This is a genomic window from Streptomyces sp. TLI_053 (assembly GCF_900105395.1).
In the GTDB taxonomy this organism is placed as follows: domain Bacteria; phylum Actinomycetota; class Actinomycetes; order Streptomycetales; family Streptomycetaceae; genus Kitasatospora.
In genome coordinates this window covers 8,272,834-8,293,515 of the sequence record NZ_LT629775.1, presented here as the reverse complement: position 1 = coordinate 8,293,515, position 20,682 = coordinate 8,272,834, and the positions used below count along the sequence as shown (strand labels likewise).

The following is a 20,682-nucleotide window of genomic DNA, read 5'->3' as shown; positions in this document are numbered from 1 at the left end:
CGTCCTCGGCATGGGCATCTATCTGGTGAGTGTCGAGGCCGACGACTGGCGCGACGAGGAAGTCCTCGGGCCGGTGGCCCAGGAGCTGGACACGGTCCTGGCCGGGCGCGGGCTGCCGCCGTTCACCTGCCCGCCCGTGACGGAGTTCCGGGCCGGGTCGGGGCGGCACTTCGAGGTGAAGCTGAACCGGCCGATCAGCGGGTTCGAGGCGTTCTGCCGGGAGCTGGGCGACGGCACCGTGGAGGCCCTGCTCGGCTGGGACGTGCTGATCCCGGTGGAGCTGGAGGCGCCGGTCCTGCTGCCGGTGGAGTGTTCCTACAACGACATGACGGCGGTCGGCGACGCGCACCGGGCGCTCGCGGCCGCCCGCCGGCTGGCCGAGCTGCTGGCACTGCCGACCGGCATACCCGAGCACTGCGACAACCTGGAGATCAACGGCTGGTTCGAGGAGCACGCGGCCGCCGCGGCCACCGCCTCCCCGGGCCCCTGGACGGAGGACCTGGACATCGCCTTCCACGCCGCGCTCTTCCTGCGCGCCGCCGAGTACACCCTGCGCCGCGGCCGCCCGCTGTCCTACTCCTGACGCCCCCCGGCTACCGGACCGGCGGTCGGACCGGCCGGCAGCCCCACTGCCGGCCCCGCCGCCGCGGTCCCGCCGTTCCGGTCACCGCGGCGACCCCGCCCGGGATCGCCGCGCAGCACGGACACCACACCGAGCCCGGCGGCGCAGATCGGCACGGCCAACAGGGCGCCGATGATGCCGGCGATCCCCGCGCCCGCCACCACCGCGACCATGATGGTGCCCGGGTGGAGTTCCACCGTGCGGCTCTGGATCAGCGGCTGGAGCACGTTGCCCTCGACGGCCTGCACGGCGACGACGATGCCGAGCGCCCACAGGGCCGTGCCGAGGCCACCGTCGGCGAGGGCGACCAGGACGGCGACCGCGCCGGAGAGGAAGGCCCCGACGAACGGGATGTAGGCGCCCATGAACACCAGTGCGCCGAGTCCGGGCGCGCCGGGGACACCGAGGACGAGCAGTCCGACGGTGATGAAGAGGGCGTCGATCAGGGCGATCAGGGTGGTGCCGCGCATGAAGCCGGCCATCGCCTCGAAGGCGCGCTCCGCGCACAGGACGACGGTCCGCGCGCTGCGGGCAGGCAGGTACGCGTGGACGACCTCACCGGTGCGGTGGCCGTCCCGCAGGAAGAAGAAGACCAGGGCGAGGGCCAGCACGCCGCCGGTGGCGATCTGGGTGGCCAGGCCGAGGCCGGAGAGCACGCCGTCGGTGACGGTCGAGACGAGCGAGTTGGTCTCGCCCTGGGCGTTGGCCAGCGCGTGCCGGATCTTCTCGCCGACGGGTCCGAGCCAGTCGGCGATCCGGTTGCCCGCCTCCGGGAGCGCGTGGGCGATCTGCGGGGCGCTGTGCACCAGTGAGTTCACGAGCAGGGCGATCACCCCGCCGACGGCGGCGACCAGGACGGCGCAGGTCAGCCCGGCGGCGAGCGAGCGGCTGATCCCGCGCCGGACCATCCACGGCATCACCGGCTGGAGCAGCGAGGTGCCGAGCAGCGCCAGGATGACCGGCACGGTCGCGGCCCGCAGTTCGACCAGGGCGAAGACGATCAGCGAGGCGACGGTGATGAGCAGCACGACCGCCGCGGACCAGGCGGCGGCCGCCCGGAGCGGGGGCGGCAGCATGAGGTAGGGGCGGCGGTGGTCGACCGGCCTCGGCTCGGGTGGGTTCTCGCCCGGCATCCGTTCCTCCCGTCGTCCGCCTTCCGCCCCGGTCGGGCGATCGGTCCAGGTCTGCCCCATCCCAACAGATGATCAGATCGAACGCGCGTTGTGCGCCCGCCCGCCCGGGGGCTGGACCGATTGAAGCCAGCCCCCCGGGTGCGGGTACAGAGCACTCGCCGTCGGACCACCCCAATGAGTCACCCCACCGCGAACGGCCGTCCGGACACCGGACGCCAGCACGACCGCCGCTCCGCGCGGCCCTGCTCGCCGCTACCCCGCGGCCTCGAAACGGACCTCGCCGTCGCCGCCCGCGAAGGCGAGCACCCGTTCGGCCTCGGCCAGGGCGGCGCGCCGGTCCGACGGGTCCAGCGGCGCACCGAACGGGCGGACCGTCAGCGAGCGGGCGCCGGACCGCTCCTCGGCCAGCCGCCAGCTGCCGGCCACCAGGCCGTCCACCAGCAGGGAGCCGAGCACCATGCCGTTCTGGGTCATCACCCGGGGCCGGTACTCCTCCGGCAGCACCCGGGTGCGGTCGGCGTGCGACAGCAGCAGGTTGTCGAACGGGGCGACCAGCCGGACCGGGGCCGGGGTGTCCGGGTCCGGCCGGGGTGCCTCGGGCAGGTCGTGGAGCAGTCGGCCCTGCTCGTCGCGGAAGGTGACCAGGCGGGGGGCGAGCCGCTCCAGGACCGGGGCGAGTCTGCTGAGGCCGCACCACTTCTGCAGGTCCGCGGCGGTGGCCGGGCCGAAGGCGGCCAGGTAGCGCAGGGCGAGGTCGTCGAGCGAGGGCTCGGGGTCGAGCGGCCGGCCCAGCCAGGCCTCGGCGGTGGTGTGGGCGGCGGGTCCGCCACGGCCCCAGACGCCGCGCGGCGGGACCTGCACCAGCGGGAGCAGGGCCCGCGCGGCCTGGGCGAGCGCGGCCGGGTCGCGGTCGGGGCGGGTGGCGGCGAGTTCGGTGCCGAGCGACTGGAAGGTGCGCGGCTCCGTGTCGACCAGGACGCGGGCCTCGGCGGCGAGCGCGTCGAGGTCGAGACCGACCAGCCACTTGCCGAAGGCGGCGCGCAGGCCCTTGTCGAGCACCGGCTGCAGCAGCGGGCGCAGGGTCAGGCAGTCCTCGGCGGTGACCAGGTGGATGGTGCCGCGCTGGAGGGCGATCCGCACGACCCGGCGGCTCTCGATCAGCTCGCTGAGGGCCTCGGGGGCGAAGCCGTCGAGGCGGGAGAGCAGACCGAGGTAGGGCGGCTGCGGGGCGGCCTGGGCCTGGAGGCCGCCGAGGTGCTCGATCATGGCGATCGGGGTGGCGGCGGTCCGCTCCAGCAGGTGCTGGCGGGCGAGCAGCGCCCGTCCGAGCGCCCGCCGCCCCAGCACTCCGCCCTCGGCCGCCGCGCCGTCGCCCCGCTCCCGCGCACCCGTCGGGCTCACCGGCGGCCGTCCAGGACGGCGCGCAGCAGGGCGATCCGGTTGGTGGTGATCGAGTCGACGCCGGCCGCGCCCAGCTTGCGCATGGTGCGGCGCAGGTCGGCGGTCCAGGTGGAGACCTCCAGCCCGGCCCGGTGGGCGGCGGCGGTGAACTCGGGGCTGGCGAGGCCGAACGGCGGGTTGATCCAGCGGGGGCGCAGATCGTCGAGCAGGGCGCGGGCGGGCAGCCGGGGCTGCTTCCAGGTGAGGGCGATCTCGGCCTCGGGGGCGAGTGCCCGGACGGCCAGCATGGCGGTGGCCGGGCCGCAGAAGCCCACCCGCCGCTCGGCGCCGAGGCCGACGACCACCTCCCAGGTGGCGGCGACCGGGCCGGCGTCGTCGAGGTCGAGGAGCAGCCGGCCGCCGGGGGTCTCGGCGGCGGTCTTGAGCGCCTCGGCGAGGGTGGGGACGCGGTGGCGGCCGCCGCCGATCCCGTCGAGCTGCTCGGCGGTGAGCCGGGAGAGCGGGCGCGGGTCGTCCCAGAGCCGCTCGAGGGTGGCGTCGTGCAGCAGGACGGGGACCCGGTCGCGGGTCAGCCGGACGTCCACCTCGACGGCGTCGGCGCCGGCCGCGAACGCGGACTCGACGGAGGGGAGGGTGTTCTCGCGGTGGCGGTAGGGGTCGCCGCGGTGGGCGACGGCGAGCACGGGGCGGCGGGCGGCGGAAGCGGTCATCGGTCCGTTCATCGTTCGGCTCGTCGGTGGGCTGGTCGGTGGACTTGTCGGTGGGCTGGTCGGTGGGCTGGTCGGTGGGAGCGTCAGGAGACTCGTCGGTGGGAGCGTCAAGGGGCTTGTGGGGGGCTCGTCGGGGAGCCGGCAGGTGGACCCGTCGGCCGGAGGGGCGGTCGCGGACGCCCGGTCAGCGGATTCTCCTGGTGAGCCAGGGCGTCAGGGTGAGCGCGGTGACGGGCTCGCGGTAGCTCGGCTCCCCCGGCACGGTGACGATCATGGTGCACGAGGGCGGGAAGACACGTTGCCGGACGTGGACCAGGCCGGTCCAGACGGAGTTCAGGAAGGCCGGGACGCTGTCGCGGGGCACGTCGAAAGGCACGTGCTCCACGGTGACGAGGGCCTCGTCGTGGACGAAGAGCCGAACGGTGACCTCGGGCGGACCGGCGATCTCGACCAGTGCCTCGTGCGGTATCGCGGCGAGTTCGTCCGCACCCGCGCCCGCGGCGTCGGTGCCGACCAGTCCGGCGAAGGTCCGGTCCCGGCCGATGTCGTGGGTGGTGCTCACCTCGCGGGCGTGCCGGGCGGCCATCGCCTCGACCGCGAGGACGGCGCTCTGGGTGGAGGGCAGCGGGGGGTGGGGCATCGGGCGGTCCTCTCGTCGGCGGGCGCGGGCTCGACCTCGGGCGCGGGCTCGACCTCGGGTACAGGTTCGACGTCGGGTTCAGGCTCGAGCGGTCGGGGCCGATGGCCCGGGGGCCAGTGACTCGGCAGCGGTGATGCGGACCCGGCGACTCGGACCCGGTGGCTCGGGCACGGTCGCCCACCCCGCCCCGGTCGCCCGGCCCGGTCGATCATCGTCGTTCGATCATCACATTGGTCGATTTGATGACAGCAGTCGCGGGTGCTCCGGGCACCAGCTCCAGTTCCTCCGCCGACTCCCGGCTGATCAGCGACACCACGCGGAACGGCCCGGCCTGGATCTCCACCTGGGCGGCGACGTCGCCCAGCACCACGGCGGTGACGATGCCCGGGAAGCGGTTGCGGGCCGAGGAAGGACGACCCTCGGCCGCGGCGGTCTCCGGGCGGGCCAGCTCACGCGCGAAGGCGGCCAGTCGGGCGCCCGCGATGATCCGGTGGCCGTGCTCGTCGCGCTCGGCGACGACCCGGCCGGCGTCCACCCAGCGGCGCATGGTGTCGGCGCTCACGCCGAGCAGCGCGGCGGCCTCGCCGATCCGGTACGGGTTGGCCGGTGCCCCTGGGTGGCCCATGGTTGCGACTCCTGACGGTGGTTCGGACGGTCCGGCGGGCGCGCGGCCCGACGGGCGGACCGCTGATCGGGCCGACCGTCCGTCGGCCGGCCCGGGCCCGCCGCCCATCCTGCCGCACCGGGCACCCACCCCGTGAAGCCCCGGTCCGCGCCGGCCCCCACCTCACCCCCCGCCGCCCGCCCCCTCACCTCCGCTGCTCGCCTCCTCCTCGGCGTCGGCTCGAGCGCTCCTCCCGCCCTCCTCGCCCCCGCCGCCCTCCGGCCCCGCCCCCCGGAACACTTTGCAAAGTCCCGTCAACCTTGCGACGAAACACTTTGCAAAGTCGCATCGGAGCAGCTCAGCAGCACTTCGCAAGGCCCCGGCGGCCTTGCCCGAATGCACTTTGCAAAGTTCTGTCAACCCGGCTCCGGGGCACTTTGCAAAGTCCTCCCGGCCCGCCCGAAGAGGCACTTTGCAAAGTGCGGAACTTTGCAAAGTTTCGTCAACCCGCCCCGGCGCCCGCCGCTACGGCTCGCCGAAGAGGTCGCGGCGGACGGCGTCGCCGGCGGTGAGGACCGCGCCGCCGAGGATCGCGCCGCCGCCCGCCTCGCCCGCGCGGACCTCGGTGCGCACCGGCGAGAGGGCGGCCAGCCGCCGTTCCACCCGGACGGCGAGCTCCTCCCCACCGGCCCGGCCGACCTCACCGCCCAGCACGACGCAGCCGGGGTCCAGGACGACGCAGATGGCCGAGGTGCCGAGCGCGATCCGCTCGGCCAGCTCGTCGAGGAAGACCGCGCCGGGCCGCCCGTCGCCGAGCGACTCGAGGGCGGCGCGGACGGCGGCCTCGGCGGCCGCCGCGTCGTCGGCCGGGTCCGCGGGCAGGCCGTGGGCCCGGGCCAGCGCGCAGACCGCCGCACTGCCGACCAGACCGTGGAAGCCGCCCTCGCAGCCGGTGGCGGTGGGCAGCGCCGTGGTGCCGGGCACGGGCAGGAAGCAGATCTCGCCGGCGCCGCCGCCGACGCCGCGGCGCAGCCTGCCGTCCAGCACGACCGCGGCGCCGACGCTGTGGCCGAGCCAGACGAGGACGAAGTCGTCCCGTCCCCGGGCGGCGCCGGTCCGGTACTCGGCCCGCCCGGCGAGGTTGACCTCGTTCTCCAGGATCACCTCGGTGCCGGGCAGCTCGCGCAGGGCGGCGAGGAGGTCGGCGTGCCAGGCGGGAAGGTCGCCGGTGGACTGGAGCCGCCCGGTGGCGGGGTCGACCAGGCCGGGGGCGCCGACGGCGACGGTGTGCAGGTGCGGGACCTCGGCCCGGCGGGCGGTGTCGAGCAGGGTGCGGACGATCCGGTCGGCGGCGGCGCGGTGCGCGGCGGGGTCGGCGCCCGGGTCCTCGACCGCGAGGTCGGCGGCGGCCAGGGTCCGCCCGGCCAGGTCGGCGACGACCAGGGAGACCCCGCCGGAGCGGACGTCGAAGGCGGCGAGGTGGGCGCGGGAGGCGACCAGTGCGTAGAGACGGGCGTTGGGGCCGCGCCGCTGCTCGCCGCGTTCGCCGACGACGGCGACCAGGCCGCTGCGGCCGAGCCGGTCGAGCAGGTCGGCGACGGTGGGCCGGGAGAGCCCGGTGAGGTCGCGCAGCTCGGTCGCCGTGAGGGGTCCTTGGTCGAGCAGCAGGTTGAGCGCCAGGCGGTCGTTGATCGCCCGGGCGGTGCTCGGGGTGGCCGTGCGCGCGGTGGTCATGGCCGCACATCCTTCCAGAGTCTTTCTATCAGGGTCCCTTCCTGATAATTTATCGAACCGTCGCCCGGCGCACCTTCCGGACCAGCGACCGGCCGGGCACAGCCCGCCGCCGCGACGCCACCCGCTGACAAGCGCGGCCGTCGGCAGGACCATCGAAGCCACCGTCCACGGGGCACCGCCGCGGCACGCGGCGGGGAGGGAAGAACCGGATGACCACCAGCCCGACCACAGGCCCAGCTCCCCTGGGCACGCCGGACGCCGCCCGCCGGGCCCGCGTCGCCGTCGCCCTCGTCTTCGGCGTGCACGGCGCCGTCGGTGGCACCTTCGTCAGCCGGATCCCCTGGATCCAGCACCATCTGGGCCTCTCCCCCGGCCAGCTCGGACTGGCCCTGGTGATGCCGGCGATCGGCTCGTCCCTCGCCATGCCCCTGGCCGGCCGCTTCGTGCACCGCTGGGGCGGACGGGCCGCGGTGCGCGTCCTGCTCTCGCTCTGCTGCCTGAGCGTCGCCCTGCCCGTACTCGCACCCTCGCTGCCGGTGCTCTGCCTCGCCCTGCTGGCCTACGGGGCGACAGCCGGCATGTCCGACGTGGCGATGAACGCGCAGGGCGTGGAGATCGAGCAGCGGCTCGGCCGCTCGATCATGTCCGGGCTGCACGGCATGTGGAGCGCGGGCGGCCTGGTCGCCTCCGGCATCGGCATCCTCGCGGCCCACCGGTCCTTCGACCCGCGGCTCCAGCTCGCCGTGGCGGCCGTCCTGCTGCTGGCCCTCGCCCAGCCGGTCTGCGCCGCTCTGCCCGATCTGCGGGCGCCCGAGCAGGCCGAGGAGCCGCCGCGGTTCGCCCTGCCGCCGCGCAGTTCGCTGGTGATCGGCATGGTCGGCTTCTGCGCGGTCTTCGCCGAGGGCGCGTCGATGGACTGGAGCGGTGTCTACCTGCGCGACGTCACCGGCGCCTCGCCCACCGTGGCGGCCGCGGCGTACACGGCGTTCGCGCTCACCATGGCGGCCGGCCGGCTGGCCGGCGACGCGGTGATCGGCCGGATGGGCGCCGTCCGTGCGGCCCGGCTCAGCGGCGCCGTCGCCACGACCGGCGGTCTGCTGGTGGTCGTGGCGGACCGGCCCGCGCTCGCGATCCCCGGTTTCGCGCTGATCGGGATCGGCGTCGCCGTGGTCGTCCCGCTGGCCTTCGCGGCGGCGGGCCGGATCGGCGACAACCCGAGCCAGGCCATCGCAGGGGTCGCCACCGTCACCTACACCTCGGGGCTGATCGCACCCGCCATCGTCGGCGGCCTGGCCCAGGCGTCCTCGCTCACCGTCTCCTTCGGAGTGGTCACCGCGCTCTCGTTCGCCCTGCTGCTCGCGGCCGGCGCGCTGCGCCGGGCCGAGGGCGGCCGGACCCCGGGCGGCACGGCAGCGGCGGCCGCGGCGGGCGGTCCGGGCACCCGGGAACCGGTCGTCGGCGAACGGTCCGCGCGGGAAGCGGTGCCCGGGGGCTCCGGGCCGAACGCCCCGGCGGGCTGACCCCGGGACCACCCGCGTTCACGGCCGGGCACGCACCCCACGTGCCCGGCCTCCGCGCGCCCGAGGCCGGATCGGCCGGCGGGCTTCTAATCTTTCGTCACATCGCGTGCAACCTCTTCGGGCCGCCGGCCGTCGGTCACCTCGGCACCGCGTTCTCGAAGCCACCCATCGAGGGGAACCCCATGACCCGCCCTCGCTCCGCCGCCGCGCTCGCCGCCGGCGCCCTCACCCTCACTCTCGCCGCCGTCCTCGCGGCGCCGGCCACCGCCGCCCCCGCTCCCACCCCCACCTCCGCGTCCCGGCCCGGCGGCCCCGCCGACCCCATCGGCTCCGCCCGCCCGAGCGGCTCCGCCACCACCGCGGCCGCAGCCGCCCTCGCCGCCACCGCCCCGATGACGGTCATCACCGCCAACCCCTCCGACACCCAGAAGTGCCTGGACGTCACCGGGCAGAGCACCGCCTCCGGCACCCTCGTCGAACAGTGGACCTGCAACGGCGGCACCAACCAGCAGTGGTACTGGACCGAGGCCGGCGAGTTGGTCAGCGTGGCCAGCGGCAAGTGCCTGGACATCCCCCGGTTCAGCACCGACGGGGGTGTGCAGGCGATCATCTGGCCCTGCAACGGCGGCGCCAACCAGAAGTGGACCCAGACCCTCGTCCACCACGCCGGTGTCTACAACCTGACCAACGTCAACAGCGGCCTCAACCTGGACGTCCAGGGTGCCTCCCCGGCGGACGGCACCCCGGTGATCCAGTGGCCGCAGACCTACGGGCTCAACCAGTGGTGGTTCTACGGGTCCGTGCCCACCGCCCGGGGCTGAGCCCGGCCGCTCCGCCCTCCCCGCCGGCCCGGGACCACCCACGTCCCGGGCCGGCGGGCGACCCGGTTACGCTCGAGCGGTGCCCGCACCCGTGACCTCCCCGCCGCCGCCCGGCCCCGCGCCGGCCGACGGCTCCGCCACGGCCATCGGATCCGTTCCGGCCGACGGCCCCGCACCGGCGACCGGATCCGCCCCGGAACACGGCGCGGCTCCCGTCGGCACCGGAACCCCGACCCCGGCCCCGGCCCCGGCCCCGGCCGAGGGGCAGCCGGCCCGCTCGCCCTGGCCGCGGTTCGCCGTACTGGTGGCGATCCTCGGCGCGGCGGCCGGATCGCTGCTGCTGTGGAGCCCCACCGCCCTGCTCGACGGCGGACTGTCCCACGGGATGCCCTGGTACTGGCGCGGACCCCTGTTCGCCGCGGTGTACGCGGTGGGAACGGTGGCGTTCTTCCCCCGGCCCGCCCTGAACGCGGCCGCCGGACTGCTGCTCGGACTGCAGGAGGGCCTGCTGCTCGCCGTCCTGGGCACCACCCTCGGCGCGGCCGCAGCCTTCGGGCTCGCCCGCTGGCTGGGACAGGACGCGCTGCGCCGCCTGCTGCGCGGGCGCGTACTGGTGGCGCTGGACCGGCGCTTCACCGACCAGGGCTTCCGCAGCGTCCTGCTGCTCCGGCTGTTCCCCGGCCTGCCGTTCCAGGCGGCCAACTACGGCGCCGCCGTCTCCGGGGTCCGGTTCGGCTCCTTCATCGGGGCGACCGCGCTCGGGGTGGTCCCGGTCACCGCGGTCTACGTCGCGGCGGCGGCCACCGCGCGCGAGCCCGGATCGACCGGCTTCCTGCTCTCCGTCGGGGCGCTCGGACTGCTCGGGCTGGCGACCCTGGCCCAGGTCGGACGGGCCGCTGCCCGGCGGCGGCGCACGGTTACTGACTGAGCGCCGGGCGTCCGATCCGGCACGCCGGGCGCGCGGGAGATCAAATCCGCTCGGCCGGTCGGGGTCGTTGTCGGTCCCGTGTGAAATCGTTCCCGCATTGTTGACAGTAGGTCAATTGCGCGGTGACCGCGACCGATATGGTCTACGCGCGCAACCGTACGTCGTTCCCCCGCGTCGCAACTGGTGCCCGGGTCCACCCGGGGCCCCGGCGCGGCGCGACTCGTACGGACCGCGCGAGCGGGCACGACACCGGTGATCAGTGCGATACTCGGACAGTTCCGACGAGTGGATGACGTGTCAAAAGGACACGCGCACCGGGGGACCTGTACGGAACAGAGGCAGGGAGGCGCGGCATGGGAGCACTTCGCGACGAGCACCACAACGGGTGGCTGATGCCCTCCGGGAGCTACCCGGCCGCGGTGTACGACGACGAGTGGGTCGAGCAGGAGACGGTGTCGTCCTCGCCCGCCCCGACGAAGATCGTCTCCCTGCGGCCGACCGGGTTCGAGGCGGCCCGTACGGTCGGCGAGCACATCCGGGCGAGCATCCCGGTCGTCATGGACCTGACCGAGATGGAGGAGGCGGAGGCCAAGCGCATGGTCGACTTCGCCTCCGGCCTGATCTTCGGCACCCGCGGCGGCATCGAGCGGATCGCCAAGCGGGTCTTCCTGCTCACCCCGGCGGAGGTCGAGGTGATGGTCATCGACCGCCCGCTCGACGAGACCGGCTTCTACAACCAGAGCTGACCGGCGGCCGCGCGGACCGCGGCGCCCACGACCGGGGACGGCACTCGCCGTCCCCGGTTTTTTGCTGCCCGCCGACGGCCCACGGCCCGTCGCCCGTCCGCTGCCCGCCGGTCGCCACCCGTCCGCCGTCCGCTGCCCGGGACCGGACAGCGATGACTCGAATGAAGCACCAAGAATAATAATGAGACATCCATGTCTCATTCGGAGTACACTCGCCTCATGGCCACCGACCGTGACTCCGTTCTCGAAGCCGCCGTCGGCGTGCTCTCCCGCCGCCCGACCGCCCATCTCGACGAGATCGCCCGCACCGCGGGCATCAGCCGCGCCACCCTGCACCGGCTCTTCCCGGGCCGGGACGCGCTGATCCGCGAGGTCGGCATGCTCGGGCTCCAGCGCTTCGGCGCCGCGCTCGACACCGCCGCCGTCGAGGAGGGCGACCCGCACGCCGCGCTGCGCCGCCTGGTCGACGCGGTGGTCCCGGACGCCACGCTCTGCGCCTTCCTCGCCGGGGAGAACCAGCTCTACGACGACGACCGGGTCAACGAGCTCTGGGAGTCCCAGATCGCCCGGATGCACGCCCTGTTCCTCCGCGGACAGCAACAGGGCGTGTTCCGCGTCGAACTCTCCGCCGCCTGGCTCAGCGAGGCCTTCTTCGACCTGGTCGCCGGGATCGGCTGGGCGATCCAGGACGGCCGGCTGGCCCCGCGCGACGCCGCCTTCTCGCTCGCCGAGCTCTTCCTCGGCGGCGCGCTGCGCGCCCCGCGACCGCTCTGACCCCGCGGCCGCCCCGGCCCCGCGCACGCCACCGATCCCCCACACCCTCACCCCACCTGCCGCACACCGGACCGGAAACCGGACACCGATACCCATGAGCAGTACCGTCCACCTCCAGCCCCGCCAGCGCTGGACCGGCCTCGCCGTCCTCGTCCTGGCCGTCACCCTGGTCGCCGTCGACGCGACCGTCCTCTCCCTGGCCATCCCCTCGATCAGCGAGACCCTGCGTCCCAGCGGCACCCAGCTGCTGTGGATAGGCGACGCCTACTCCTTCGTGCTCGCCGGACTGCTGGTCTCGATGGGCTCGCTCAGCGACCGGATCGGCCGCAAGCGCCTGCTGCTGATCGGCGCCACCGCGTTCGGCGCCGCCTCGCTGCTGGCCGCGTACTCGCCCTCCGCCGGCTGGCTGATCCTGGCCCGCGCGCTGCTCGGCGTGGCCGGGGCGACGATCATGCCGTCCACCCTGTCGCTGATCCGGACCCTCTTCCCGGACGACCGCGAGCGGGCCACCGCGATCGGCATCTGGGGCGCCGCCGCGACGGCCGGCGCCGCGCTCGGCCCGGTGGTCGGCGGGGTGCTGCTGGAGCACTTCTGGTGGGGTTCGGTCTTCCTGCTGAACATCCCGGTGCTGGTGCTGCTGCTCGTGTTCGGCGCCTGGCTGCTGCCCGAGTCCAAGGACCCGAACCCGGGCCGCTGGGACGTGCTGAGCGTACTGCTCTCGCTCGCCGGTGTGATCGGCGTGGTCTACGCGATCAAGGAGGCGGCCGCGCACGGCGTCCTGCGCTGGGACGTGCCGGTCACCGCCGTACTGGGCGCGGTCGCGCTGACCGTGTTCGTCCGGCGCCAGCTGCGGCTGGACACCCCGCTGCTGGACGTCCGGCTGTTCCGCGACCGCCGGTTCACGGCCGCCGTGCTGGCCTCGCTGATCGCGCTGATCGGGCTCTCCGGCGTGGTCTTCGTGACCTCCCAGTACCTCCAGCTGGTCCGCGGCTACCCACCGCTCAAGGCCGGTCTGGCCGAGCTGCCCGCCTTCGCCGGCGCGGTGGTCGGCGGTCTGCTGACCGCCCGGCTGGTGCGCCGCACCGGGGCCCGGACGGCACTGACCGCCGGTCTGCTGGTGATGGGTGTCGGGATCGGCATGCTCGGCTGGATCCAGCAGGACTCCACCTATCTGCTGCTGGCCGCCGCGTTCCTGCTCGTCGGCACGGCCGAGGGTGTGGTGTACACGCTCGGCGCCGACCTGGTGCTGACCGCCGCGCCCGCCGACCGGGCGGGCGCAGCGTCGGCGGTCTCCGAGACCGCGTACGAGCTGGGCACCGCGCTCGGCATCGCCCTGGTCGGCTCGGTGGTCGGCGCCCTGTACGCGGGCCGGCTGGTGGTCCCGGCGGGGGCGGACCCGGCGACGGCCGCGCAGGCCGGCGAGTCGCTGGGCGGTGCGGTGGAGGCGGCCCACGGGCTGCCGGACACTCTGGCCGGACCGCTGCTGGAGAGCGCCAGGACGTCCTTCGTCCACGGCGTCAACGTGGCCGGGATGCTGGCGGGCGCGCTGCTGCTGGGTGCGGCGGTGCTGGCCTGGCGCCTGCTGCGGGGGCTGGGCGACCGGACCGCCGCGGGCGCCCCGGAGTTGCCGACCGCGGCGCCGGAGCCGGAGCGGACCCCGGTGCACTGACGACCGGTGCGCCGACCCATTGAGGCACCGACCCACCGGCGCGGGCCGCTCCCGGAATCCCCAGGGCGGCCCGCGCCGTCGTGCGTTGCCCGCCGGTCGGGGTCGGCTCAGCCGGAGTCAGGGCAGCCGGTCGGTGTGCTCGATCAGCGTCCGGCGGCTGTTGCGCAGTTCCATCAGCGGTGTGCCGTCCTGCGCGTACACCTCGGTGCGGACCCGTTCGGTGTCGACGTGCTCCTCGCGGACGGTCCGCCGGCGCTCCCGGTGGCGCAGCTGCGACCAGGCGTACGCGTCCGCCCGGCCGAGCCGGTACAGCACGGCGCCGCGCTGGTAGCAGTAGAGCACCGGAAGCCGTCCACCGGCCCGGTGGAGCCACACGACCGCCAGGACGAACAGCAGCGGCCCGGCGGTGGTCGGGACCCCGATCGCGGGCCGGCCCCGGACGATTGCCGCGATGCCGAACGGGACCAGGAGCAGCGGCTGTCCGAGGAGGACGAGGGCCGAGCCCAGCCCCGGCCGACCCGGCGCACGGCCCCGGACCGGGCCGGACCGGACCGGGCCGGACCGGGCGGCTGTCGCTCAGCCCGCGCCGAAGGGGAGTTCCAGTTCGGCCCAGACCACCTTGCCGTCCCTGGTCAGGCGGCTGCCCCAGCGCTGGGCGAGTTCGCTGACCAGGAACATGCCGCGACCGCCCTCGTCCTGTTCGGCGAAGGGGCGCAGCTGCGGTGTCTGGCCGCCGGTGTCGGCGACCTCGACGGTGAGCACCCGGTCGCGGAAGAGCCGCAGCCGGCGCGGGGCGTCGGCGTGCAGCAGGGCGTTGGTGACGAGTTCGCTGACCAGGAGTTCGGCGTAGTCGGCGAGGGCGGACAGGCCCCAGTCGGCGAGGGTGCTGCGGGTGAACCGGCGGGCCTTGCCGGGGAGGCGGCCGTCGCCGGTGAGCGGCAGGGTGGCGACGCGGTCGGTGGGCAGGGGCAGTGCCCGGGCCATGATCATGGCGATGTCGTCGTCGCTGCCGCCGCTGACCAGTGCGGCGAGCACGGCGTCGCAGTTCTCCTCCAGGGTGCGGCCGGGGCCGGACAGGGTGCGGGCGAGCAGGTCGATGCCCTCGTCGAGGTCCTGGCCGCGCCGTTCGACCAGGCCGTCGGTGTAGAGGGCGACCATGCCGCCTTCGGGGAGGACGAACCGGACCGATTCGAAGGCCACGCCGCCGACGCCGAGCGGGACGCCGGGCGGTGTGTCGATCCGCCGGGAGGTGCCGTCCGGGGCGACCCAGACCGGGGGCAGGTGGCCGGCGGAGGCGATCTGGAGGGTGCGTTCGAGCGGGTCGTAGACGGCGCAGACGCAGGTGGCGAACTGACCCTCGCCGATGCCGGAGGCGGTCTCGTCCAGGCGGGTGAGCACCTGCTCGGGCGGCATGTCGAGGGTGGCGAGGGTTCGGGCGACGGTGCGCAGCTGTCCCATGGTGGCGGCGGCCCTGATGCCGTGTCCCATGACGTCGCCGACGACGAGGGCGACCCGGCCGCAGGAGAGCGGGACGACGTCGAACCAGTCGCCGCCGACCTCGCTGGTGACGCTGGAGGGCAGGTAGCGGTAGGCGATCTCGAGGCCGAGGGTGCGGTGGATCTCCTGGGGCAGCAGGCTGCGCTGGAGGGTGAGCGCGGTCTCGCGTTCGCGCCGGTAGAGCCGGGCGTTGTCGATGGCGAGGGCGGTGCGGGCGACGAGTTCCTCGGCGAGTGCGACGTCGGAGGCGGTGAAGGGTTCGGGGTTGCGCATCCGGATGAATTCGGCGCCGCCGAGGACCATGCCCCGGGCGGTGACCGGGAGCATCAGGTAGGAGTGGATGCCGGCCGCGAGGCCGGGGGCGACGCGGTCGGGGCTGGCGACGAGGCCGCGCAGGACTTCTTCGTCGACGTGGGCGCGCAGCAGGGGGCGGCCGCTGCGCAGGCACTGGTTGTAGCTGCGGCCGGGGGCGTATTCGGTGACTTCGCCGACGGTGTCGACGGCGTGCACGAGGCCGGTCTCGTAGGATTCGCCGACGGCGACGGCGCGCAGTTGGACGCTTCGGTCCTCGGGGATGGGGGTGGGTTCGGCGCCGCGCAGGACGGTTTCGAGCAGGTCGACGGTGGCGAAGTCGGCGAATCTGGGGACGACGGCCTCGATGAGTTCTTCGGCGGTGCGCTGGAGGTCGAGGGTGGTGCCGATGCGGGCGGTGGCTTCGGCGATGGTGGCGAGGCGTTCCTGGGCGCGGGCGGCGCGGGCTTCGGCCTGGAAGCGTTCGGTGACGTCGATGATCGAGGAGCAGACGCCGAAGACGCGGCCGGTGGAGTCCTCGAGCCGGAAGTAGGAGGCGGACCAGGCGCGGTCGCGGCGGGGGTCGCCGGGGACGCGGCCGTGCGAGCGGGCGTCGACGACGGGTCGGCCGGTGGCGAGCACCTGCTTCATGATGTGTTCTATCTCGGCGCTGTTGATGCCGGGCAGGACGCTGCTGATGCGGCGGCCTAGGTGGGCGGCGACGGGTACGCCGTTCATCCGGGCCAGGGATTCGTTGAGCCGTACGTAGCGCAGTTCGGTGTCGTAGACGGCCATGCCGATCGGGGACTGGCCGAAGATGCCGTCGAGTACGGCGAGGTCGGCCTCGACGCGGTGCAGGGCGGCGGTGTCGGAGGCGGTGGCGAGCAGCAGCAGGGTGCCGCCGGGTCCGGCGATCGGGTAGGTGCGGAATTCGAGGTCGACGGTGTGGCCGTCGCGGTGGCGGACGGGGAAGACGCCGGTCCAGCCTTTGCCGCTCATGATGCGGGCGAAGAGTTCGAGGACCTCGGGGCGGTCGCTGTCGTCGGTGAGCAGCCGGGCGGCGTGGTTGCCGACGGCTTCTTCGGCGGTCCAGCCGAGCAGTGCTTCGGCGTCCTCGCTCCAGTGCAGGATCAGTCCGTCGTCCTGGAGCAGGGCGGTGGCGAGGGGGACGAGGCGGTGGCCGTCCGGGCGTGCGGGGGCGGCGCCCGTTCGGGGGCCGGTGGCGTCGGGCGCGTCGGTCGCGTCCCACTCGTCTCTCCGCATGATCAGGCAGCACCCCGGTTCGGCTCGTGCCCGGCCGGGCGGGCCTCGTGGTCCGTGCGGCCGGGGTTCTTCTCCAGACTGCACGGACATGGTCCGCCCGGCGACCCCTTGGTGAGGGTTACCGGTCGGGCAGGTGTACGGGCGTCATGGGCCTACCGGGCGCAGCGTACTCTCAAGAAGGCTCGCCCACTGCCGGATCACTCCGGATCGTCGGAGGCTGTCGTCGGTGAGGAGATTGGCGAGGCCGAGGCCGCGGGCGAGGTCGAGGGTGGCCTGGACGGTTTCGCGCACGCCGGGTCGGCTCTCGTCGGCGCCGAGGAATTCGAGGGCGGCGCGGTGGGCCTCGCGTCCGACGTGTCCTTCCAGTCGGATGATGCGTTCGCGCAGTGGTTCCTCGGTGGCGGCGGCGACCCAGAGCTGGAGTGCGGCGCGGAAGAGCGGGCCGGTGTAGAGGCGGACGATCATGCCGACGACGGCTTCGGTGCGGGCCGGGCCGGCGGGTGGGAGCGTGTCGGTGTGGGCGCGGACGGCGGCGAGGCGTTCGGCGGTGACGTGCTCGACGGCGGCGGTGAAGAGGTCCTCCCGGGTGGGGAAGTGGTGCTGGGCGGCGCCGCGGGAGACGCCGGCGCGCTCGGCGACGACGGCGACGGTGGAGCCGTGCCAGCCGAGCTCGGCCAGGCAGTCGACGGCCGCCGCCAGCAGCCTGGCGCGGGTGGCGCGGCTGCGGTCCTGCTGGGGGGTGCGCGCGGCGGCGGGGTGGGTGGTCATCTGCGGCGGCGGTTCCTGTCCGTGCGGGGGCGGGCGGCTGGTCGATCCTCGCAGACGGCGGTTCGGGTGGCGCGGGGTCGGGGTGGGGTCTCCTCGAGGGGGGTGGCGCGGGACGGGAGGGCTTTTGCGCGGGGACGGGGGGCGGAGTGGGGACGGGGTGCGGACGGGAGGGGCATTCGCGCGGGGACGGGACGGGGGCGGGGGCGGTGCGGCCGGGTGGGTGGGGGTGGCGGCCGGGCCGGTGCGCGGGCGGCTCAGCCGGCGGCGGCCGCCTCGCGCTCGCGCAGTTCCCGGCGGAGGATCTTGCCCGCCGCCGACTTGGGGACGGCGTCCAGGAACTCCACCGCCCGCACCTTCTTGTACGGCGCGACCTGGCCGGCCACGAAGGCGGCGACCTCCTGCTCGGTGAGGGCGCTGCCGGGTGCCCGGACCACGAAGGCCTTGGGGCTCTCGGTGCCCTCGGCGTCGCGCACCCCGATCACGGCGGCGTCGGCGATCTGCGGGTGGCTCAGCAGCAGCGCCTCGAGTTCGGCGGGGGCGACCTGGTACCCCTTGTACTTGATCAGCTCCTTGACCCGGTCGACGATGTGCAGGTAGCCGCGCTCGTCGACGAAGCCGATGTCGCCGGTGTGCAGCCAGCCGTCGGTGTCGACGGTGGCGGCGGTGTCGGAGGGGCGGCCGAAGTAGCCCTTCATCACCTGCGGGCCGCGGATCAGCAGCTCGCCGCGCTCGCCGGGGCCGAGGTCGGCGCCGCTGCCGTCGAGCGCGGCGACCCGCAGTTCGGTGGAGGGCAGCATCCGGCCGACCGAGCCCGGCGAGGGGTCGGGGTCGCCCGGGGACATCACGTGGCTGACCGGGGACAGCTCGGTCATGCCGTAGCCCTGGAGGATCCGCGGCAGCCCGAGGCGGCGGGCGCAGGCCTCGGCGAGTTCGCCGTCCAGCGGGGCGGCGGCGCAGAGCAGGTACTGGACCGAGGACAGGTCGAACTCCTCGACCAGCGGGTGCTTGGCGAGGGCGAGCACGATCGGCGGGGCCGCGAGCACGGACTGCACGCGCTGGTCCTGGATGGTGCGGCAGAACTGCTCCAGGTCGAAGCGGGGCAGTACGACCACGGTGGCGCCGCAGCGCAGCGGCTGGTTGAGCAGCGCGGCCAGCCCGTAGATGTGGAAGAACGGGAGCACCGCGAGCACCCGTTCGCCCACCTCGGGACGGAACACGGCGTCGGTCTGGGCGAGGTTGGTGGCGATGGACCGGTGGGTGAGCATGACGCCCTTGGGCAGGCCGGTGGTGCCGCTGGAGTAGGGCAGCACGGCGACGTCCCGGCCGGGGTCGAGGTCGATCGCGGGGGCGGGCCCGGTGGCGGCGAGCAGGTCGGCGAGCGAGAGGTGGCCCTCGGCACCGTCCAGGACGACGATCCCGGCGAGTTCCCGGCCCTCGGCGGCCAGCTTCTCGGCGGCGGCGCGGGCGGTGGGCAGGAACGGCGACACGGTCAGCAGCCAGCGGGCGCCGCTGTCGGCGAGCTGTCCGGCGAGTTCGCCGGGGGTGGTGAGGGAGGAGACGGGGGTGACGGTCGCGCCGGCCCGCGTGGCGCCGAAGAAGGCCATCGGGTACCGGACGGTGTTGGGGCTGAACAGGGCCACCACGTCGCCCTGGCGGACGCCCGCTTCGGCGAGGCCGGCCGCGACCCGGCCGACGGCGTGGAGGAGCTGCGCGTAGCTGACCGTCTCGCCGGTGATCCCGTCGACGAGGGCGGGCCGGTCACCGTGGCGCTCGGCGTCGCCGAGAACGGCGTCGTGCAGGGCGAGGTCGACGATGCCGACGTCCGGGAATTCGCTGTGGAACACCAAGGCGTGCCTCCTGTGCGGTAGTTGGCGCGGGGCGGGGCGACCGGCGGGAGGTCCTGTGCGACCGGCCGTACGGCGCGCGGACAGGAGCATACGGACAGTGGGCGGTCGGTGCGCCCCTGTGACGGACGTTTGGCGGAGCGCGCGGGGCGCAGGGGTGGCGCGGTACGGCGAAACACGAGGTGGGGCCGGGTCGGCGGTGCGCCGGGGTGGTGGGGCGGGCACGATCCGGTCAGATGCCAGAACGATGATGCGACGATCTGTTCGAGGGCGAATGGGGTGGCGGGGCCCGGGGGCGGGCCGGGCGGAGGAGCCCGGGGCGGGCCCGGGCCCGGCGCGGCGCGGCGCGGTGCGGTGCGGTGCGGTGCGGCGCGGTGCGGCCCAGGAGCGGGGACCGCGCCCGGCCCGGATCAGTACGACTTGGGCAGACCGAGGGTGTGCTGCGCGACGTAGTTGAGCACCATCTCGCGGCTGACCGGCGCGACCCGGCCCACCCGGGTGGCGGCCAGCAGCGCGCCCAGCCCGTACTCCTGGGTGAGGCCGTTGCCGCCGAGCGTCTGCACCGCCTGGTCGACGGTCCGGGCGGCCGCCTCCCCGGCGGCGTACTTGGCCATGTTCGCGGCCTCGCCCGCGGCGGCGTCCTCGCCCGCGTCGTAGAGCAGCGCGGCCTTCTGGGTCATCAGCCGGGCCAGTTCGATCTCCACCGCGCACTGGGCCAGCGGGTGCGCGAGACCCTGGTGGGCGCCGATCGGGGTGGACCAGACGACCCGGGTGCGCGCGTACTCGACGGCCCTGCCGAGCGCCTGCCGGGCCAGCCCGAGCGAGAAGGCCGCCGTCATGATCCGCTCGGGGTTGAGACCGGCGAACAGTTGCAGCAGTCCGGCGTTCTCGTCGCCGACCAGTGCTTCGGCGGGCAGCCGCACGTCGTCCAGGAAGACCTGGAACTGCTTTTCGGGAGCGACCAGTTCCATCGGGATGGGCCGGTACTCGAAACCGGGCGTGTCGCGCGGCACGACGAACAGGGCGGGCTTCAGCTTCCCGGTCCGGGCGTCTTCGGTGCGGGCGACGAACAGCACGGCGTCGCAGTGGTCGATGCCCGAGACGAAAACCTTCCGGCCGGTCAGCAGCCAGTCCTCGCCGTCGCGGCGGGCGACGGTGGAGATCCGGTGGGAGTTGGAGCCGGCGTCCGGCTCGGTGATGCCGAAGGCCATCCGGCGGCTGCCGTCGGCCAGACCGGGCAGCCAGTTCCGCTTCTGCTCCTCGGTGCCGTAGCGGGCGATCACGGTGCCGCAGATCGCCGGGGAGACGATCAGCAGGAGCAGTGGGCAGCCCGCGGTGCCGAGCTCCTCCAGGACGATCGCGAGGTCCGTGATCCCCCCGCCGCCCCCGCCGTACTCGGCGGGGAGGTTGACGCCGAGGTAGCCGGCCTTCCCGGCCTCGGCCCAGAGCTCGTCGGCGGGCCGACCGGCGCGGGCCCGGCCGAGGTAGTAGGCGGAGCCGTAGCGGTTGCCGAGGTCGGCGACGGCGCGGCGCAGGGCGACGCGTTCGGGGGTCTCGATCAGCTGGCTGCCGGGGGCGGTGGTGCGCGGTGCGGACATGGCTGGTCCTTCCGGGCGGTTCTTCGGCGGGGGTGCGGGGCGGGCTTCCGCGGTGCGTGGCGGTACGGGGGTCGGCGACGCGGTGCTCCCGGACGCCGGGTGCTCCGGGAGGTGCGGTC

18 protein-coding genes are annotated in these 20,682 nt (G+C 74.8%); 7 read left to right on the top strand and 11 right to left on the bottom strand.

All coding sequences use genetic code 11. The features are described 5' to 3' along the window. Positions 1 to 10 precede the first annotated feature (10 nt). The gene (locus BLU95_RS34560) at positions 11 to 583 is read left to right on the top strand and encodes a hypothetical protein (protein WP_093863447.1); all 573 of its coding nucleotides are present in this window, start codon (positions 11 to 13) and stop codon (positions 581 to 583) included. Here BLU95_RS34560 and BLU95_RS34555 read toward each other — a convergent pair. From BLU95_RS34555 to BLU95_RS34530, 6 genes are all read right to left on the bottom strand, one after another. Beyond that, a complete protein-coding gene (locus BLU95_RS34555; protein ID WP_093863446.1) occupies positions 574 to 1,755 on the bottom strand; it encodes an AI-2E family transporter in 1,182 nt (393 codons plus the stop codon). The genes BLU95_RS34560 and BLU95_RS34555 overlap by 10 nt on opposite strands. A 252-nt stretch (positions 1,756 to 2,007) precedes the next feature. Further along, positions 2,008 to 3,156: a winged helix DNA-binding domain-containing protein gene (locus tag BLU95_RS34550; protein ID WP_231978030.1), complete on the bottom strand. Its 1,149-nt coding sequence runs from the start codon at positions 3,154 to 3,156 to the stop codon at positions 2,008 to 2,010. Then, positions 3,153 to 3,866 (bottom strand): glycerophosphodiester phosphodiesterase, encoded by a 714-nt coding sequence (locus BLU95_RS34545; protein ID WP_093865341.1) that lies wholly within the window; start codon positions 3,864 to 3,866, stop codon positions 3,153 to 3,155. Before BLU95_RS34545 ends, BLU95_RS34550 begins: the two co-directional genes overlap by 4 nt. Positions 3,867 to 4,050: 184 nt before the next feature. Next, positions 4,051 to 4,506, bottom strand: a complete 456-nt coding sequence (locus BLU95_RS34540) for a hypothetical protein (protein ID WP_093863445.1) — start codon at positions 4,504 to 4,506, stop codon at positions 4,051 to 4,053. A 208-nt stretch (positions 4,507 to 4,714) separates the two neighbouring features. Further along, on the bottom strand, positions 4,715 to 5,131 hold the full coding sequence (locus BLU95_RS34535) for a TOBE domain-containing protein (RefSeq protein ID WP_030398575.1): 417 nt from the start codon (positions 5,129 to 5,131) through the stop codon (positions 4,715 to 4,717). 504 nt (positions 5,132 to 5,635) lie between these two features. Further along, positions 5,636 to 6,844, bottom strand: coding sequence for an ROK family transcriptional regulator (locus BLU95_RS34530; RefSeq protein ID WP_093863444.1), 1,209 nt, complete (start codon positions 6,842 to 6,844; stop codon positions 5,636 to 5,638). A gap of 209 nt (positions 6,845 to 7,053) precedes the next feature. On the opposite strand from BLU95_RS34530, the gene BLU95_RS34525 reads away from it, so the two are divergent. The 6 genes from BLU95_RS34525 to BLU95_RS34500 all read left to right on the top strand — a co-directional run bounded on the left by BLU95_RS34525 (position 7,054) and on the right by BLU95_RS34500 (position 13,302). Next, positions 7,054 to 8,364: an MFS transporter gene (locus BLU95_RS34525; protein WP_093863443.1), complete on the top strand. Its 1,311-nt coding sequence runs from the start codon at positions 7,054 to 7,056 to the stop codon at positions 8,362 to 8,364. A gap of 182 nt (positions 8,365 to 8,546) precedes the next feature. After that, positions 8,547 to 9,185 carry an RICIN domain-containing protein gene (locus tag BLU95_RS34520; RefSeq protein ID WP_093863442.1) on the top strand — a complete coding sequence of 213 codons (639 nt, stop codon included), beginning with the start codon at positions 8,547 to 8,549 and terminating at the stop codon, positions 9,183 to 9,185. Between the two features lie 79 nt (positions 9,186 to 9,264). Continuing rightward, positions 9,265 to 10,113, top strand: a complete 849-nt coding sequence (locus tag BLU95_RS34515; RefSeq protein WP_231978029.1) for a TVP38/TMEM64 family protein — start codon at positions 9,265 to 9,267, stop codon at positions 10,111 to 10,113. Between the two features lie 353 nt (positions 10,114 to 10,466). Further along, a complete protein-coding gene (locus BLU95_RS34510) occupies positions 10,467 to 10,859 on the top strand; it encodes a cell division protein SepF (RefSeq protein ID WP_107452631.1) in 393 nt (130 codons plus the stop codon). 219 nt (positions 10,860 to 11,078) lie between these two features. Beyond that, entirely contained in the window at positions 11,079 to 11,633 is a 555-nt protein-coding gene (locus tag BLU95_RS34505) for a TetR/AcrR family transcriptional regulator (protein ID WP_093863441.1), read from the top strand. A 94-nt stretch (positions 11,634 to 11,727) separates the two neighbouring features. After that, on the top strand, positions 11,728 to 13,302 hold the full coding sequence (locus BLU95_RS34500; protein ID WP_093863440.1) for an MFS transporter: 1,575 nt from the start codon (positions 11,728 to 11,730) through the stop codon (positions 13,300 to 13,302). A 117-nt stretch (positions 13,303 to 13,419) separates the two neighbouring features. Here the strand turns inward: BLU95_RS34500 and BLU95_RS34495 are convergent, their stop codons facing one another. The 5 genes from BLU95_RS34495 to BLU95_RS34475 form a co-directional block, all read right to left on the bottom strand. Further along, entirely contained in the window at positions 13,420 to 13,677 is a 258-nt protein-coding gene (locus tag BLU95_RS34495) for a hypothetical protein (protein ID WP_159425112.1), read from the bottom strand. Positions 13,678 to 13,878: 201 nt separating this feature from the next. Beyond that, complete coding sequence (locus BLU95_RS34490) at positions 13,879 to 16,353, bottom strand: SpoIIE family protein phosphatase (protein WP_093863438.1); 2,475 nt, start codon at positions 16,351 to 16,353, stop codon at positions 13,879 to 13,881. 144 nt (positions 16,354 to 16,497) lie between these two features. Continuing rightward, positions 16,498 to 17,121: a TetR/AcrR family transcriptional regulator gene (locus tag BLU95_RS34485; protein ID WP_093863437.1), complete on the bottom strand. Its 624-nt coding sequence runs from the start codon at positions 17,119 to 17,121 to the stop codon at positions 16,498 to 16,500. Positions 17,122 to 17,375: 254 nt separating this feature from the next. Further along, positions 17,376 to 18,968 carry a 4-coumarate--CoA ligase family protein gene (locus BLU95_RS34480; RefSeq protein ID WP_093863436.1) on the bottom strand — a complete coding sequence of 531 codons (1,593 nt, stop codon included), beginning with the start codon at positions 18,966 to 18,968 and terminating at the stop codon, positions 17,376 to 17,378. Between the two features lie 407 nt (positions 18,969 to 19,375). Beyond that, the gene (locus tag BLU95_RS34475; protein ID WP_093863435.1) at positions 19,376 to 20,563 is read right to left on the bottom strand and encodes an acyl-CoA dehydrogenase family protein; all 1,188 of its coding nucleotides are present in this window, start codon (positions 20,561 to 20,563) and stop codon (positions 19,376 to 19,378) included. Positions 20,564 to 20,682: the final 119 nt, after the last annotated feature.

Coding starts and splice junctions, on each gene's coding strand:
- BLU95_RS34475 (WP_093863435.1), bottom strand. CDS start 20,563: ATGTCCGCACCGCGCACCACCGCCCCCGGCAGCCAGCTGATCGAGACC.
- BLU95_RS34545 (WP_093865341.1), bottom strand. CDS start 3,866: ATGACCGCTTCCGCCGCCCGCCGCCCCGTGCTCGCCGTCGCCCACCGC.
- BLU95_RS34530 (WP_093863444.1), bottom strand. CDS start 6,844: ATGACCACCGCGCGCACGGCCACCCCGAGCACCGCCCGGGCGATCAAC.
- BLU95_RS34525 (WP_093863443.1), top strand. CDS start 7,054: ATGACCACCAGCCCGACCACAGGCCCAGCTCCCCTGGGCACGCCGGAC.
- BLU95_RS34485 (WP_093863437.1), bottom strand. CDS start 17,121: ATGACCACCCACCCCGCCGCCGCGCGCACCCCCCAGCAGGACCGCAGC.
- BLU95_RS34490 (WP_093863438.1), bottom strand. CDS start 16,353: ATGCGGAGAGACGAGTGGGACGCGACCGACGCGCCCGACGCCACCGGC.
- BLU95_RS34555 (WP_093863446.1), bottom strand. CDS start 1,755: ATGCCGGGCGAGAACCCACCCGAGCCGAGGCCGGTCGACCACCGCCGC.
- BLU95_RS34505 (WP_093863441.1), top strand. CDS start 11,079: ATGGCCACCGACCGTGACTCCGTTCTCGAAGCCGCCGTCGGCGTGCTC.
- BLU95_RS34520 (WP_093863442.1), top strand. CDS start 8,547: ATGACCCGCCCTCGCTCCGCCGCCGCGCTCGCCGCCGGCGCCCTCACC.
- BLU95_RS34500 (WP_093863440.1), top strand. CDS start 11,728: ATGAGCAGTACCGTCCACCTCCAGCCCCGCCAGCGCTGGACCGGCCTC.
- BLU95_RS34540 (WP_093863445.1), bottom strand. CDS start 4,506: ATGCCCCACCCCCCGCTGCCCTCCACCCAGAGCGCCGTCCTCGCGGTC.
- BLU95_RS34535 (WP_030398575.1), bottom strand. CDS start 5,131: ATGGGCCACCCAGGGGCACCGGCCAACCCGTACCGGATCGGCGAGGCC.
- BLU95_RS34560 (WP_093863447.1), top strand. CDS start 11: ATGGGCATCTATCTGGTGAGTGTCGAGGCCGACGACTGGCGCGACGAG.
- BLU95_RS34510 (WP_107452631.1), top strand. CDS start 10,467: ATGGGAGCACTTCGCGACGAGCACCACAACGGGTGGCTGATGCCCTCC.